The organism is Mammaliicoccus sp. N-M50 (assembly GCF_022386995.1).
Taxonomy (GTDB): domain Bacteria; phylum Bacillota; class Bacilli; order Staphylococcales; family Staphylococcaceae; genus Mammaliicoccus; species Mammaliicoccus sciuri_A.
The window spans coordinates 131,338-145,207 of record NZ_JAJNJA010000002.1 but is presented as its reverse complement, the minus strand read 5'-3'; the positions used below and the strand labels follow the sequence as shown (position 1 = coordinate 145,207).

Genomic DNA, 13,870 nt, shown 5'->3' with positions numbered 1-13,870 from the left:
AGACGACTGAAACATATCCATTGTTTCAGTCGTCTTTTTATACTATTTAGTTGTACCTCTATATTCTACTCTATAAGGTAAAATCACATTAGGTTCATCAATTTGTTCGTCATTCATATATTTAGTTAATAATCTCATACCAACTGCACCAATATCATATAATGGTTGTGTCACACTTGATAATTGAGGTCTAACCATATGAACTAATCTTGTATTATTGAAACTTACAACTTGTAAATCATTTGGTACATTAACGCCTGCATCTTGTGCTGCGTGTACAATACCAATTGCTTGTTCATCACTAATACATAAAATAACATCCGGCTTATCTTGAGAAACAGCCTCATAAGCACGGCTACCATCTTTATATGTTTCATTACCAACAAATTTAGCATTGTCTTCGATTTCAAGGCCAGCTTCTTGAAGTGCAAGTTCTAATCCTTTAAAAGCATCATCTTGTGCTTTTTCTGAATATCCCCCACCTACAAATGCAAATTTCTTAGCACCTTTCTTAATCAATGACTCAGCAATTTCTTTACTAGCTTCTGTATAGTTAATGTTAACTGAAGCAAGTTTAGAATCTTTGTCATTTGTACCAGAAACGACTACTGGTACTGATGATTTATCAATAAGATCTACTGTTTCGTCTGTTAAAGTACCACCTAAGAAAATGATACCGTCAACTTGTTTACTTAATAAATTATTAAATATCTCTTGTTCTTTTTCACTATCATTATCAGAATTTGAAATGATTGTATGATATTTATACATAGTGGCAATATCTTCTAATCCACGAGCTAATTCAGAATAATAAACATTTGAAATGTCAGGAATAATTACCCCAACAGTTGTTGTTTTCTTGCTTGCTAAACCTCTAGCTACAGCATTAGGTCTATAATTTAATCTTTTAATGACTTCATTTACTTTATCACGTGTTGAAGGTTTAACATTTTGGTTACCATTTACGACACGTGAAACTGTTGCCATTGATACTTTTGCTTCTCTTGCAACATCATATATTGTTACAGTCATAATATCCTCCTATCTTGAAAACGTTTTCTACTTTATTCTAGCACGTTTTCATAATGTTTTCAAAGTATATGAAAGCGAACTCACAATTACCAATTATAAAAGATTATAGAGGTGTTGTCGATACAATTGCTCTAATATTTTTGGTTTTTGTGTAAATTGTAAATAGTTTTTCAGAAAACAAACGAACATATGTTAATTTACAACATAAAAAAACTGGCGAAAAGTTATGATAACTTTTCGCCAGTTGATGTATATGAATATTATTTTTCGTATAATTTAGCAGCTTCAACGATTTCTTTGTAGAATGCATCAAATTCGTTTAAGTCCATTTGTTGACCAGCATCACTTAATGCTACTGATGGATCAGGATGTACTTCTGCCATTACACCGTCAGCTCCAACTGCTAATGCAGCTTTAGCACATGGTAACATAATATCTTTACGTCCAGTACTATGCGTAACGTCAACCATAACTGGAAGATGTGTACCTTGTTTTAAAATAGGAACTGCTGAAATATCTAATGTGTTTCTTGTAGCTTTTTCATATGTTCTAATACCACGTTCACATAAGATAATGTTATTGTTACCTTGTGAGTGAATGTATTCTGCAGCGTAGATGAATTCTTCGATAGTTGCAGAAAGACCACGTTTTAATAAGACAGGTTTATTTGTTCTACCTGCTTCTTTTAATAACTCAAAGTTTTGCATGTTTCTTGCACCAATTTGGAATACATCTAAGTATTCATCAGCCATTTCAAAGTGTGCAGGATTTACAATTTCACTTACGATATTTAAACCGTATTTATCTTTAGTATTTTTAAGAATTTTTAATCCTTCTTCACCTAAACCTTGGAAGTCGTAAGGAGAAGTACGTGGTTTAAATGCGCCACCTCTAATGAATTTTTCGCCTCTATCAGCTAAATCTTTCGCAACTGCATCAACTTGTTCTTGTGATTCTACAGAACATGGACCGAATACGAATGATTTTTTATTATTACCAATAATTGCACCATTGTCGAATTGTACAATAGTATCTTCTGGTTTTAATTTACGAGAAACATATAAATGTTTTTCATTTTCAGATTTTTGTAAGTCAGTAGAAGCTTTAAAGATCTCTTTAAATAATTGCTTAATAGTATTGTCGTTATATGGTCCTTGGTTATTATCAATTAAATGATTTAACATTTCTTTTTCACGTTGTGGATCATATACTTGAGTACCTTGTTTACGTTTTTCTTCACCAATTTTTTTAGCTAAAGTACCACGCTCTTGTAATAAAGCTAAAATTTCATCATTAATACCTTCAATTCTTTTTCTTAAATTCTCTAATTCATTTGACATCCTTTTCACCTCATGTAAACAATTTAACTCACATACTTTAAAGCGATAAAATATATAAGTAATTAGATGTTAGTATAACAATTAAAATGCTCTGATTCAACCCCAACATCTCAAAAATATTAAAATTTATTACTAATCAGACTAATAAAGTATATTTTAATTTATAATAGTGTTCATTACAATATAAAAAACTACCGAAAAGTTATGTTATGACTTTTCGGTAGTACAAATAATATGCGTTAAACATCACTTATTTATTATTTTTTATCGAAAGTTTTTTTCTCTACAACTGTTTTTGGACCTTTTAAGTCTTCATTTTCTACTTCAGATTTAATTGCACTTTTTTGTGCTTTTAATTCTTCGTCGCCTACATCGTCAGCTGTTACAACGCCTTTGTTAGCTTTCTTTTCAGCTTGTTTAGATTTTACTTCTTCTGCTTTTTTCTTAGTTTCTGTTTTCTTTTCTGAAGCTTTTGTTTTAACTTCTTCTTTTTTGTCAGCAGCTTTAGCTTTTACTTCTTCCGCTTTTTGACTAGCTTCTTCTTTCTTATCAGCAGCTTTAGCTTTCACTTCTTCTGCTTTTTCACTAGCTTGAGCTTTTTTATCTTCAACTTTAGTTTTAACTTCTTCTTTCTTTTCTTCAGCTTGTGTTTTGATTTCTTCAGCTTTAGATTGAGCTTGAACTTTTAAGTCGTCAGTTTTAGTTTTAACGTCATCGATAATTTTGTTTGATTTCTCACTTAAATCATCTTGTAATTCTTTCCCTGATTTAGGAGCTAGTAATAAACCAACAATTCCGCCTACTACTGTACCTAATACTACACCAAATACAAAATCTCTACCGTTTGTATTTTTTTCATATTCAGCTTCATACGTTTCTAAACCATGTGTATATAAATCTCTATTGTATTTGTTTTCCATTATATTTTCCCCCTAATTTTATTAAAGAAATCAGGCTGTGACATGTTTAAATGCCTCAGCCTGAAAAGATAGTTATTTGCTTCCATGCACTTTATTTTTTCAAGCCTGCACCAATTTTATCTTCATCTAGGTTGTCACCTGATGTTGTTGTTTCATTGTAGTCTTTCGGCACTTGCGCTTCAAAATCTTTAGAAGCATTTACATTATTTTTGTATGATACGTTACTTCTACGATCTCTTCTTAATTGCCATTTATCTGCAACTTCCATTGCAACATTTGACCATTGAATAACTTGAGAAATCTTATCTTCATTTTGTGAGATATTGTGAGTAATAGAATTTGTAACTCTATCTACTGAATTATTAAGTGTTTGTACAGAATCTCCAACACCTTTAACTGCATCTACTACTGAGTTTAAGCGTAATGATTTATCTTGAATATCTTCAGTTAAACGATTTGCTTTGTGAAGTAAATCAGTAGATTCACGTGTGATACCTTGTATTTGGCCTTGAATGCCATCTAAAGTTTCATTAATTCCTTTAACTGTTTTTAATAATTGCATTAAAAATAGTGCTAAGACAACACAAATAATTAAAAATGCAACCGCAGCAATTATGCCTGCTATTGGTAAAATCCAATCCATACTGAACGCCTCCTAATAATTATAAAACTAATCTTTATTCGATTTACTAATATTTAATACCCTCACTATTAAAGTATAAACATATTATATTTAATGTGATAGTGAAGAAACATAGGCTTTTTGAACTTTTTGAATATCTCCAGCACCCATAAATAGTATAACACCATTATCATGCTTTTGTAGCTGAGAAACTGATTCTTCGCTTATTAAATCCGCATTAGGAATTAATGCTTTTAAATCATGTATTGTCAGCTCACCTTGTTGTTCTCGAATAGAACCAAAGATGTCACATAAGTATACTTTATCAGCAAGGTTTAAACTTTCAGCAAATTCGTTTAAGAAAGTTTCTGTTCTTGAAAATGTATGAGGTTGAAATACTGCAACCACTTCGTTTTCAGGATATTTTTTTCTAGCTGATTCAATTGTAGCATTAATTTCTCTCGGATGGTGTGCATAGTCATCGATTAAGATTTGATTGTCGTAAAAACTTTCACTAAATCTTCTTTTTACACCACCAAATGTTAATAATGCTTCTTTAATATTTTCAATATCTAGTTTTTCTAAATGACAAATTGCAATAACTGCTAATGCATTTAGAACGTGGTGATCACCATACATAGGTGTTGTAAATGTACCTATAAGTTCATTTTTAGATTTAAAGTAAACATCAAATGTTGTACCTTTAGAAGACGTTTGAACATTGTCAGCATAGACATCATTGTCATGCTCAAAACCGTAAAAGTAAATTGGAACATCAGCTTTAATTTTTCTAAGCTCAGCATCATGTCCCCAAGCAACGATTGCTTTTTTAACATTACTAGCCATCTCTTGGAATGCATTTGTTACGTCTTGTAAATCTTTAAAATAGTCCGGATGATCAAAATCAATATTTGTCATAATCGCATAATCTGGATAATAACTTAAAAAGTGTCTTCTATATTCACAAGCTTCAAAAGCAAAGTATGAGCTATCAGGTAATCCCATACCTGTTCCATCACCTATTAAGAATGACGTTTTTTGATCACCATTCATGACATGTGATAATAATCCAGTTGTCGATGTTTTACCGTGTGCACCTGTAACTGCAACTGACGTATATTGGGACATAAATTCACCTAGGAAAATATGATATCTTTTCACTTCAAGTCCCATTTCGTATGCTTTAGCTATTTCAGGGTGTGTATCTGGAAAGGCATTACCTGCTATAACAGTCATACCTTCTTTAATATTTTCAACATCAAATGGTAATATTTTAATGCCTTTATTTTTTAATGCTATTTCAGTAAATACTGTATTCTCTATATCAGAACCTTGTACTTTATGTCCCATGTCGTGCATGATTTGTGCAAGTGAACTCATACCTGCACCTTTTATGCCGACAAAATGAAATAATGTCATTTCATGTCACTCCTTCTATTTCTTAAATGTTAGTTTCTCTTTCTTCTATCATATCTTTAGTAATGAGTACATCTCTTGGTTTAGAGCCGTTAGGTCCAGATATATAACCTCTCTCTTCAAGGTTATCAATCATTCTAGCTGCTCTATTATATCCAATTTGGAAATGTCTTTGTATAAGTGAAGTTGAAATATGACCTTCGTTTAACATAAATTCACAAACTTCATCAAACAGTGCATCAGCAGGTTGTTCATTTACCTTTTTCAACAATGTTTCTTCTTTGAATAGATAATTTGGTTTCATTTGACTACTTACATTTTCTACTGTTTCGTCAATTTCATCATCTGATACAAATGCACCTTGAACTCTTATCGGTTTATTCATACCGTTACCAAGATATAACATATCACCATTACCAAGTAATTTCTCTGCTCCACCAACATCAAGAATTGTTCTAGAGTCAATAGAAGACGATACCATGAATGATATTCTTGTTGGTACGTTTGCTTTAATTAAACCTGTAATCACATTGACGGATGGTCGTTGTGTCGCAAGAATCATATGTATACCACATGCTCTAGCTTTTTGTGCAATTCTAGCAATAGATTGTTCAACTTCTTGAGGTGACATCATCATTAAATCAGCTAACTCATCTATAACTATAATGATTTTTGCCATTCTTTGCTCGTAATTTGCTTTCTTATTAAATGCCGTAATATTTCTAACATGTAATTCTGCAAAACGTTTATATCTACGTTCCATCTCTTCAACAGCCCATTTTAAACTAGCAGTTGCGGCTTTAACATCCGTAATAACTGGCGCAACTAAATGCGGTAAATTATTATACGGTGCAAGCTCTACCATTTTAGGATCAATCAGTAATAGTTTCAGCTCATCTGGATGATTTTTATAAAGTAAACTTGTTAAAATAGCATTAATACATACTGACTTACCAGAACCTGTAGCACCGGCAATGAGCGCATGAGGTGTCTTTGCAATATCCATTAATAGCGGCTCGTTATTTATTTTAAAGCCCATAGCTACAGTTAGTTTACTCTCTGCTTGTTGGAAAGGTTTAGACGTAATCATTTGGCCTAACGGAATCTTTTTAGGACTTTGATTAGGCACTTCGATACCTACTAAACTTGTACCCGGGATAGGTGCTTCAATACGAATATCTTTAGCAGCTAATGCCATTTTAATGTCATCTTGTAAAGCAGTAATTCTAGATACTTTAACACCTTTTTCAACAGATAATTCAAATCTCGTTACAGTTGGCCCTTGTATCATATTTACTACATGTGCAGGCACATTAAAATGATAAAAAGCTTCATCTAGTTCTTTTTTCTTTTCCTCTAACCATTCACTATTATCTTCTTCCTCGACAACATCATCTAATATAGATACTGGTGGAAGTACATAAGATGGTCCTTTACGTTTAACAGCTTGGTTAGACCCATGTTGTTCGTTTTGAGTTTCACTTTCTGCTTGTTGTATGTTTGATGTTTGTGTCTTGTTGATATTTGATGAACTCTTAAATGCTTGATGTTTACGCTTATCTGAAGGTGTCATCATCACGTTAAATGGTGAAGACTTTCTAACAGGTTTAGGCTTCAAGATAGGTTCGTGAGAAGTTGTCTCTTTAGGTTCTTCAGGTTGTTGAACCGTGTCCTCTACTTCTATAGGATCGTTATTTGATTCTTCTGCAATAACATTATCCGCTTCTTCTGTTTCAGTATCACTTTCCACATCAACATGATCAGACTCGAATAAGCTTTCATCTCTATCTTCTTCAGTTTCGTCAAATGTTAATAAATCTTCAGCATTTTCGATTGTATCTATTTCTTCAGCTTCAGAATCAGAATCTTCTACTTCTTCAAAATAAATATCATCTTCGACAAATTGTTCTGATTGCGTAATGGATGCATCATTGTCTTCTTCGAGAGAATCATGCGTATCGATTATTTCTGAAGGTTCGATAACAGCTTCATTAGAATCATCATTATCTTCTTCAAAATACTGTATTGCTTCAGCTTCCGTACTGTCTTCAGCATTATGAATTTCTTCTACTTCATTGTTTGATTCTACTTCTTCAAATTCTGAAACTTCCTCTTCATTTGAATCGTGAGTTGAGTTGACTTCTTCTTGTTCAGCATCAACTTCTTCAACGATTTCATCAACATTGTCTTGCTGAATGTCGTCTTCTGTATCATCAAAATCCAAGTCTATCTCTTTAAATTCATATGTAGTTAAATCATTGACATCTGGTTGTAACGCATTAGAATTAGCCGTCTCATCATGTAAGTCGCTTGTTTCATCTTGATGTATGTCATTTTGTAATTCATCGTGTAAGTCTTCTTGTTCATCTTCCACGTCTTGATAATCTTTTGGATCATTTTTAATATATGAAGCTTGTTGTTTTAAGTAATAGTCTTGATTTTTAATTTGTGACTTTTTCTCTTCTGAATCAAGACTGTTAAGCTCTTGTTCTCTTTTTTCTCTTAAAGCTTTTTCAAATTGTTTTTTCTTTTGAAGTTTCTTCTCACGTTCTTTTCTAATTTCAGAAACAATTTGTGAAGCATAAATATTTTCAATGTTAATCGTATTGTCCGTCTTTGAATAAGTAGGGACATCTCGTACGATTTCACTACTTTGTTTACGTTTATTTTCTTTTACAGCATCATTTTGTGAAGATTGAGCTGAATGATCTTTCAAACCACTATTAGGAACTTCTTTTTGTTTTCTCATACCGAATATTGCTGAAGGCACTTCAGAAGCTTTAAATTTTGGCTGATGTAAAGCATTTAATCTCTCTTGAAATTGATAGTCATCATGATGACGTTTACTGTTGTCGTATCGTTGAGAAGATTGTTTACTTTTCGTACCGTAATGATGTGTTACATCCTGGTCATAACTTCTTGACTTCTTAGCAGGTTCATATGAATCTACATTACGATTTCTTCTACGTCTTCTTCTATTCGTTGGAAAAGAAGCTGAGCTTTCATCATAAAATCTACTATCATGATATTTCTCTTCTCGTTGACTTGTTTCATTATCACGTTGATGATGCTCTTGATTGGATTGCTCTTCATATTCCATTTGTATCGGAAATCTAAATTTGCCTTTAGGTCTTCTATAAATTTCTTCATTAGTTGAATCGTCATCTGGATGATGATCAAAAGACACTTGATCGCTTTTTTGCTTTTCATTTTTTTGTTCATTTTTCGATTGCCCGAATATATCATCAAACCAACTCATAGGTTCACTACCTTTCGTCTTCAAAGAATGGTGTTCCTACAGTATAACTATCATCTAGTACCATTATACCTTTTTCTTTTGGAGCACCTTCTAAATCAAGTTCTTTCATTGAACAAATCATACCGCTAGAAGGAACACCACGTAATTCTGCATCTTTAATAATCATTCCACTAGGCATTACCGCTCCTACTTTAGCAACAACAACTTTTTGTCCTTGATCAATATTTGGAGCGCCACATACAATTTGTAATGTCTCATTTCCAACATCAACTTTACATACTGATAGTTTATCTGCATCAGGATGTTTTGATTTTTCAGATACGTATCCTACTACAAACTTAGGAGATAAATCAACGTCTAATTTATAATTAATATTATTTTTCTCTAGTAAGTCTTGAATACTATTAATGTGTTTCTCTTCAACTTTAATATTGCCATTGCCTTCTATTTGAACATATTTAGAAGCATTGAATATATTCAATCCAACAATTTTATCTTCGCTTTTGATAATTGTTAAATCATTTTGAAAATCATATTCTAATCCTTCAGTTAAAGGTTCTAAAGTAACCATTAATACGTCGCCAACACCATTTTTATTATAAAATAAATTCATTTCTCCTACTCCTTACAATCTTTTTTGATTATTTTTCATTTTTTTAAATATTTCTCTATTTTTTTCTAAACGCTCAATAACTTCTTGGTTTCTCTTACGAGAGTGATTTTTACCTAAAATAAATATTGGTTCTAAAGGTTTATCAGGTGTATAAGAGAATGATAATGATGTTATTGGCACTAAGCCATTTTGGAAGAATTGCATCGTCATTTGCGCTACAATATCATATCCAATTTCATTTTTAATATCACAAATCACCAATACATCTTGATGAGGTGTAGCTAATAACATTTCCCCTTCAATATTTTGATAAACATCTTTTAAGAATGTTTGATTGAGAATTCGTGAAGCATCATATCCATCATTCGTGTTAATGAAGTAGAATGTATTGCCTTGAACTTCATCAGACTTGTAAGTTGTTTTTCTCTTTTTAATATTGAATAACGCTTGCTCTTTAATTTGTTCTTTCGTTAAATTAAGTTCACTGAGCATAGACTCATCTATTAGTCTATAAGTATTTCCTAAATCAAGCGCATAATATATATTTGTTTCAGCTGTATGTTCATCAATGACAAAAGGTGTACCTTCTTTCGTTTCTTTATGAAAACTAGTAGACCTTATGACAGGCAAGATCTCAATCTTATTAATTTCTTTATTAGATTCATCTTGCATTGCATTTATAGTTTCAGTGACGTAATAAACAATTTCGTCTATTGTTTTATTACCGTTATTTTTATATTTAGCAATAATCGGAGCTAATTTAACTGAAAGCCCTTTTTGATTATCCGTTCGTTCAATTCTTAAACTTTCATTTTCCCTATCAAACTTAAAATTTGCATCTAAAGTTTTCAATCGGTCTTTTAATAAATCTCTCATTTGAAAGACATTCATACTTAACACTCCTATTTTTATACCTCTATATAGTTTACAACAAATCGCAGTTATGTAACAGTGATAAACATATTTAAATGAAGTTAAATAAAATAAAAAAGCAGGTAATTCGAAAATAAAAGAAACTTTTTTCGACCTGCTTTTTTTATATAAATTTAATTATTTAATCCATCAATAAATTCACTAATTTGTGGAATTGTTTTTCTTTCTTTACCAACGTATCTATCAAGTTCTTGACCGTTGTTATAAGCGATAAAACTTGGAATGCCCATAACATCAACTTCTTGGCATAAATCAATAAATTCATCACGATCAACTGATACGAATTGATATTGATGATATTTCTCTTCAAGTCCAGGTAAATCAGGATCTATAAAATGACAATCCGGACACCAAGATGCTGTGAACATAAATATTGTTGGTTCGTTAATCAATGATTTGTATTCTTCGATTGACGTTAATTGTTTCATTTCTTTGCACTTCCTATCATTAATGTTTGTTGACCATCTTTAATTATATGATACTTCTTCAACAATTGATAAACAAATAAACTGATTACAGCTGGTAATAAGAAATGGAAGAATGCAATTTGTAAGTATACTTCAGTCGTACTACCCATTGTTTTAATCGTCATAATTTGCCCTACAAGTCCACTTGAACCCATTCCAGCACCAGCAGCATTATTTTCCATTGGCCAAAAGACTGTCATAATTGGCGCTACGACAATACTTGCTACGACTGGTGGTATTAATATAAAAGGCTGCTTTAAATAATTTGGAATTTGAAGTTTACTTGTACCAATACCATGAGCAATAACACCTGAAATACCATTATCTTTATAGCTTGTTACTGCAAATCCGACCATATGACAACAACCACCTATCGTAGCTGCTGCTGCCGCTGTTCCACTTAAGCCAAGCATTAACGCTAAAGCTGCACTTGAAATTGGACTACTTAGTGTAAGTCCAACTATAAGGCTGACGAATATCCCCATTAATAAAGGTTGTTGATCCGTACTTAATTGTATCCAGTTTCCTAATGCTTTCATAAATGCATCGATAAATGGTGCTATAAACTTTGCAATTGCTGCACCTATAAATAACGTTAAAATCGGTGATAAAATAATATCTATTTTAGTTTTGCCTGAATATAATCTTCCAAGTTCACTTGCAAATACTGAAGATAAATAACTACCTACAGCGCCCCCTTGTTCATATCCATACATTCCTGTTACAGCAGTTGTAAATATAATGAGTGGTGATGCGCCTAAACCGTAACTCACTGCTACCCCTACCCCAGCTCCAGTTAAAGTTTGAGCTAACTTACCTATTTCTATCATCATTGAAGTATCAAAATATGTATTTAATGATTGGCCTAAAGTTTCAATAATCAGTCCAACAATTAATGTGCTAAACAAACCTAAAGCCATATAACTTAATCCATCTATAATTGTTCGATTAAAAAAAGATTTTACGCGTTCCATTTATTCACACTCCTTAAAAGGATTATACAATAAAAAATACACATGTCATTATTTAAATTAAAATAATAACATGTGTATATTGAAACTTTATACTTCTATAACATTTAGAAATTTCTTCAATGCGTCTGTTTTCGGTTGAGTAAACATTTCTTCCGGTTTACCTTCTTCACCGATTAAACCATCATGAATGAATATCATTCTATCAGAAACTTCTCTAGCAAATCTCATTTCATGTGTAACAATAACCATCGTCATACCTTCATTGGCTAAATCTTTAATAACTTTTAATACATCATTCACTAACTCTGGGTCTAATGCTGATGTCGGTTCGTCAAATAACATCACTTTAGGGTTCATTGCCAATGCTCTCGCAATCGCCACACGTTGTTGTTGACCACCAGATAAAGCATGAGGTCTTTGATCTTTAACACTTTCTAATCCTACTTTTTCTAAAAGTTGAAGTGCTTCGTCATATGCTTTTTGTTTATTTACTTTTTTAACAGTAACTAAACCTTCCATAACATTTTCAATTGCTGTTTTATGTGGAAACAAGTTGTAATTTTGAAACACCATACCAGATTGTTTACGTACTTTAATTTGGGACTTCTTATTATCTGCCGTGTACGTTTCGCCATTAACAACTACAGTACCTTCAGTCGGAATTTCTAATGCATTCATCATTCTCAATAAAGTTGTCTTACCAGAACCTGATCTCCCAATTAAAGTAATTACTTCACCTTTATCTACTGAAAGATTAATCCCTTTGATGACTTCTTTATCATTAAATGACTTTTTAATATTTTGAAGTTCAATCATGAACGATACCCTCTTTCAATATAAGATTCATAGTAAGATTGAACGATTGATATGATAAAACATACAATCCAATACAATATCGCTACTAGTAAATAAATCGTTAAGAATTCATATGTTGTAGAAGCGACTTCTTGTGCTTTTCTAAACATTTCTGCTACTAAAATAAAGCCAAGTAAAGACGTATCTTTAATCAAGCTTAAGAATGTATTACCTAATGCAGGTACTGAAACTCTAATTGCTTGAGGTAATATAATTCTTTGTACAGTTTGTTTATAATTCATACCAATCGAGTATGCCGCTTCAGTTTGACCTTTCGGAATAGACATAATTCCACCTCTTAAAATTTCAGATGCGTATGCACCTACATTAAAAGAAAGACCAATTATCGCAGCTATGACAGGTGACAAAGTTAATTGATTGTCTGCATTTCCTGTTGCCAATCTACCAATCTCAGGGATTCCGTAAAAGATAATGAATAATTGAACAATCATAGGTGTACCACGAATGATTGAAACATAAAAACGTGCAATCCCTTTTAGAACTTTACTACTTGATATACGCATTAATGCTGTAACTAATGCCAAGATTAAACCAAGTACAAAAGTAACTAAAGTAATAGGAATAGAATATTTAACTAGACCCTCTAACATCGGTAGAAATGCTTGTTTGGCAGCATTTAATGCATGAAGTTGCTCATCATTTAGGCTCTGAAACATTAGCGCCAAACCATTTCTTACTTATTTTTTCTAATTCGCCATTATCTTTTAAAGTTTTTAGACCTTTATTAAAATCTTTAATCACTTTGTCATCTTCTTTTTTACTAAATGTAAATGCAGATTGACTTTGTTCAGCATCACCTTGAATTGCTTTTATTTTAGCGTTAGGTTTTTGCTTTTTATAATCTAAATATGAAACATTATCATTGAAAGTACCTTCAACACGATTTGATTGTAATAAATCCATCGCTTGGTTGAAGCCATCTACTTTAGTAATATCTGCACCTTTAGATTTTGCAAGTTTACCATAGTTAGATGTTAAAGTTTGTGCTAACTTTTTACCTTTAACGTCGTCGAATGATTTAATGTCTTTATTATTCTCATTTACTACTAATACACCATTTGAATAAGTGTATGGATCTGAGAATTTATATTTTGCTTTTCTTTCATCGTTGATACCAACTTGGTTAGCAATCATGTCAAAACGTCCTGAATCTAACCCAGCAAACATTGAATCCCATTGTGTTTCTTTAAATTCAACTTTGTATCCCATTTCTTTAGCAACTGCTTTTGTTACTTCTACATCATATCCAGTTAACTTATCATTTTTATCATGGAAGCTAAATGGTGAATACGTACCTTCTGTACCTACTACAATTGTTTTATCATCTTTCTTGCTACTTTCTTTCTTGTCGTTGCTGTTTCCACATGCAGCTAACACAACAATTAATGCAATAATTAAAAATATACCCTTTTTCATTT

Annotated in this window: 13 protein-coding genes; all 13 read right to left on the bottom strand. The window is 31.9% G+C overall.

Translation table 11 applies throughout. The features are described 5' to 3' along the window. Nucleotides 1-42: 42 nt before the first annotated feature. The 13 genes from ccpA to LQ622_RS04000 all read right to left on the bottom strand — a co-directional run bounded on the left by ccpA (nucleotide 43) and on the right by LQ622_RS04000 (nucleotide 13,868). Nucleotides 43-1,032, bottom strand: a complete 990-nt coding sequence (gene ccpA / locus LQ622_RS04060) for a catabolite control protein A (protein ID WP_025905288.1) — start codon at nucleotides 1,030-1,032, stop codon at nucleotides 43-45. A gap of 260 nt (nucleotides 1,033-1,292) precedes the next feature. Further along, a complete protein-coding gene (locus LQ622_RS04055; RefSeq protein WP_037588564.1) occupies nucleotides 1,293-2,372 on the bottom strand; it encodes a bifunctional 3-deoxy-7-phosphoheptulonate synthase/chorismate mutase in 1,080 nt (359 codons plus the stop codon). Between the two features lie 257 nt (nucleotides 2,373-2,629). Next, nucleotides 2,630-3,292, bottom strand: a complete 663-nt coding sequence (locus tag LQ622_RS04050; protein ID WP_159315524.1) for a YtxH domain-containing protein — start codon at nucleotides 3,290-3,292, stop codon at nucleotides 2,630-2,632. Nucleotides 3,293-3,383: 91 nt separating this feature from the next. Then, nucleotides 3,384-3,935 (bottom strand): DUF948 domain-containing protein, encoded by a 552-nt coding sequence (locus tag LQ622_RS04045; protein ID WP_025905285.1) that lies wholly within the window; start codon nucleotides 3,933-3,935, stop codon nucleotides 3,384-3,386. Nucleotides 3,936-4,025: 90 nt separating this feature from the next. Beyond that, the gene (gene murC, locus LQ622_RS04040) at nucleotides 4,026-5,333 is read right to left on the bottom strand and encodes a UDP-N-acetylmuramate--L-alanine ligase (protein ID WP_025905284.1); all 1,308 of its coding nucleotides are present in this window, start codon (nucleotides 5,331-5,333) and stop codon (nucleotides 4,026-4,028) included. A gap of 22 nt (nucleotides 5,334-5,355) precedes the next feature. Continuing rightward, nucleotides 5,356-8,613: a DNA translocase FtsK gene (locus LQ622_RS04035; RefSeq protein ID WP_308193291.1), complete on the bottom strand. Its 3,258-nt coding sequence runs from the start codon at nucleotides 8,611-8,613 to the stop codon at nucleotides 5,356-5,358. Then, nucleotides 8,597-9,202: a YtpR family tRNA-binding protein gene (ytpR, locus tag LQ622_RS04030; RefSeq protein ID WP_126477592.1), complete on the bottom strand. Its 606-nt coding sequence runs from the start codon at nucleotides 9,200-9,202 to the stop codon at nucleotides 8,597-8,599. The genes LQ622_RS04035 and ytpR overlap by 17 nt, the downstream gene beginning before the upstream one ends. 12 nt (nucleotides 9,203-9,214) lie before the next feature. Then, entirely contained in the window at nucleotides 9,215-10,093 is an 879-nt protein-coding gene (locus tag LQ622_RS04025; RefSeq protein WP_025905281.1) for a DUF1444 domain-containing protein, read from the bottom strand. Nucleotides 10,094-10,248: 155 nt separating this feature from the next. Then, nucleotides 10,249-10,563: a thioredoxin family protein gene (locus LQ622_RS04020; protein WP_239748113.1), complete on the bottom strand. Its 315-nt coding sequence runs from the start codon at nucleotides 10,561-10,563 to the stop codon at nucleotides 10,249-10,251. Continuing rightward, nucleotides 10,560-11,576: a PTS sugar transporter subunit IIC gene (locus LQ622_RS04015; protein ID WP_159315521.1), complete on the bottom strand. Its 1,017-nt coding sequence runs from the start codon at nucleotides 11,574-11,576 to the stop codon at nucleotides 10,560-10,562. Before LQ622_RS04015 ends, LQ622_RS04020 begins: the two co-directional genes overlap by 4 nt. A gap of 87 nt (nucleotides 11,577-11,663) precedes the next feature. After that, complete coding sequence (locus LQ622_RS04010; RefSeq protein ID WP_025905278.1) at nucleotides 11,664-12,392, bottom strand: amino acid ABC transporter ATP-binding protein; 729 nt, start codon at nucleotides 12,390-12,392, stop codon at nucleotides 11,664-11,666. Continuing rightward, entirely contained in the window at nucleotides 12,389-13,108 is a 720-nt protein-coding gene (locus LQ622_RS04005) for an amino acid ABC transporter permease (protein WP_191835880.1), read from the bottom strand. Before LQ622_RS04005 ends, LQ622_RS04010 begins: the two co-directional genes overlap by 4 nt. Next, nucleotides 13,089-13,868 (bottom strand): amino acid ABC transporter substrate-binding protein, encoded by a 780-nt coding sequence (locus LQ622_RS04000; protein ID WP_058611995.1) that lies wholly within the window; start codon nucleotides 13,866-13,868, stop codon nucleotides 13,089-13,091. Before LQ622_RS04000 ends, LQ622_RS04005 begins: the two co-directional genes overlap by 20 nt. Nucleotides 13,869-13,870 lie beyond the last annotated feature (2 nt).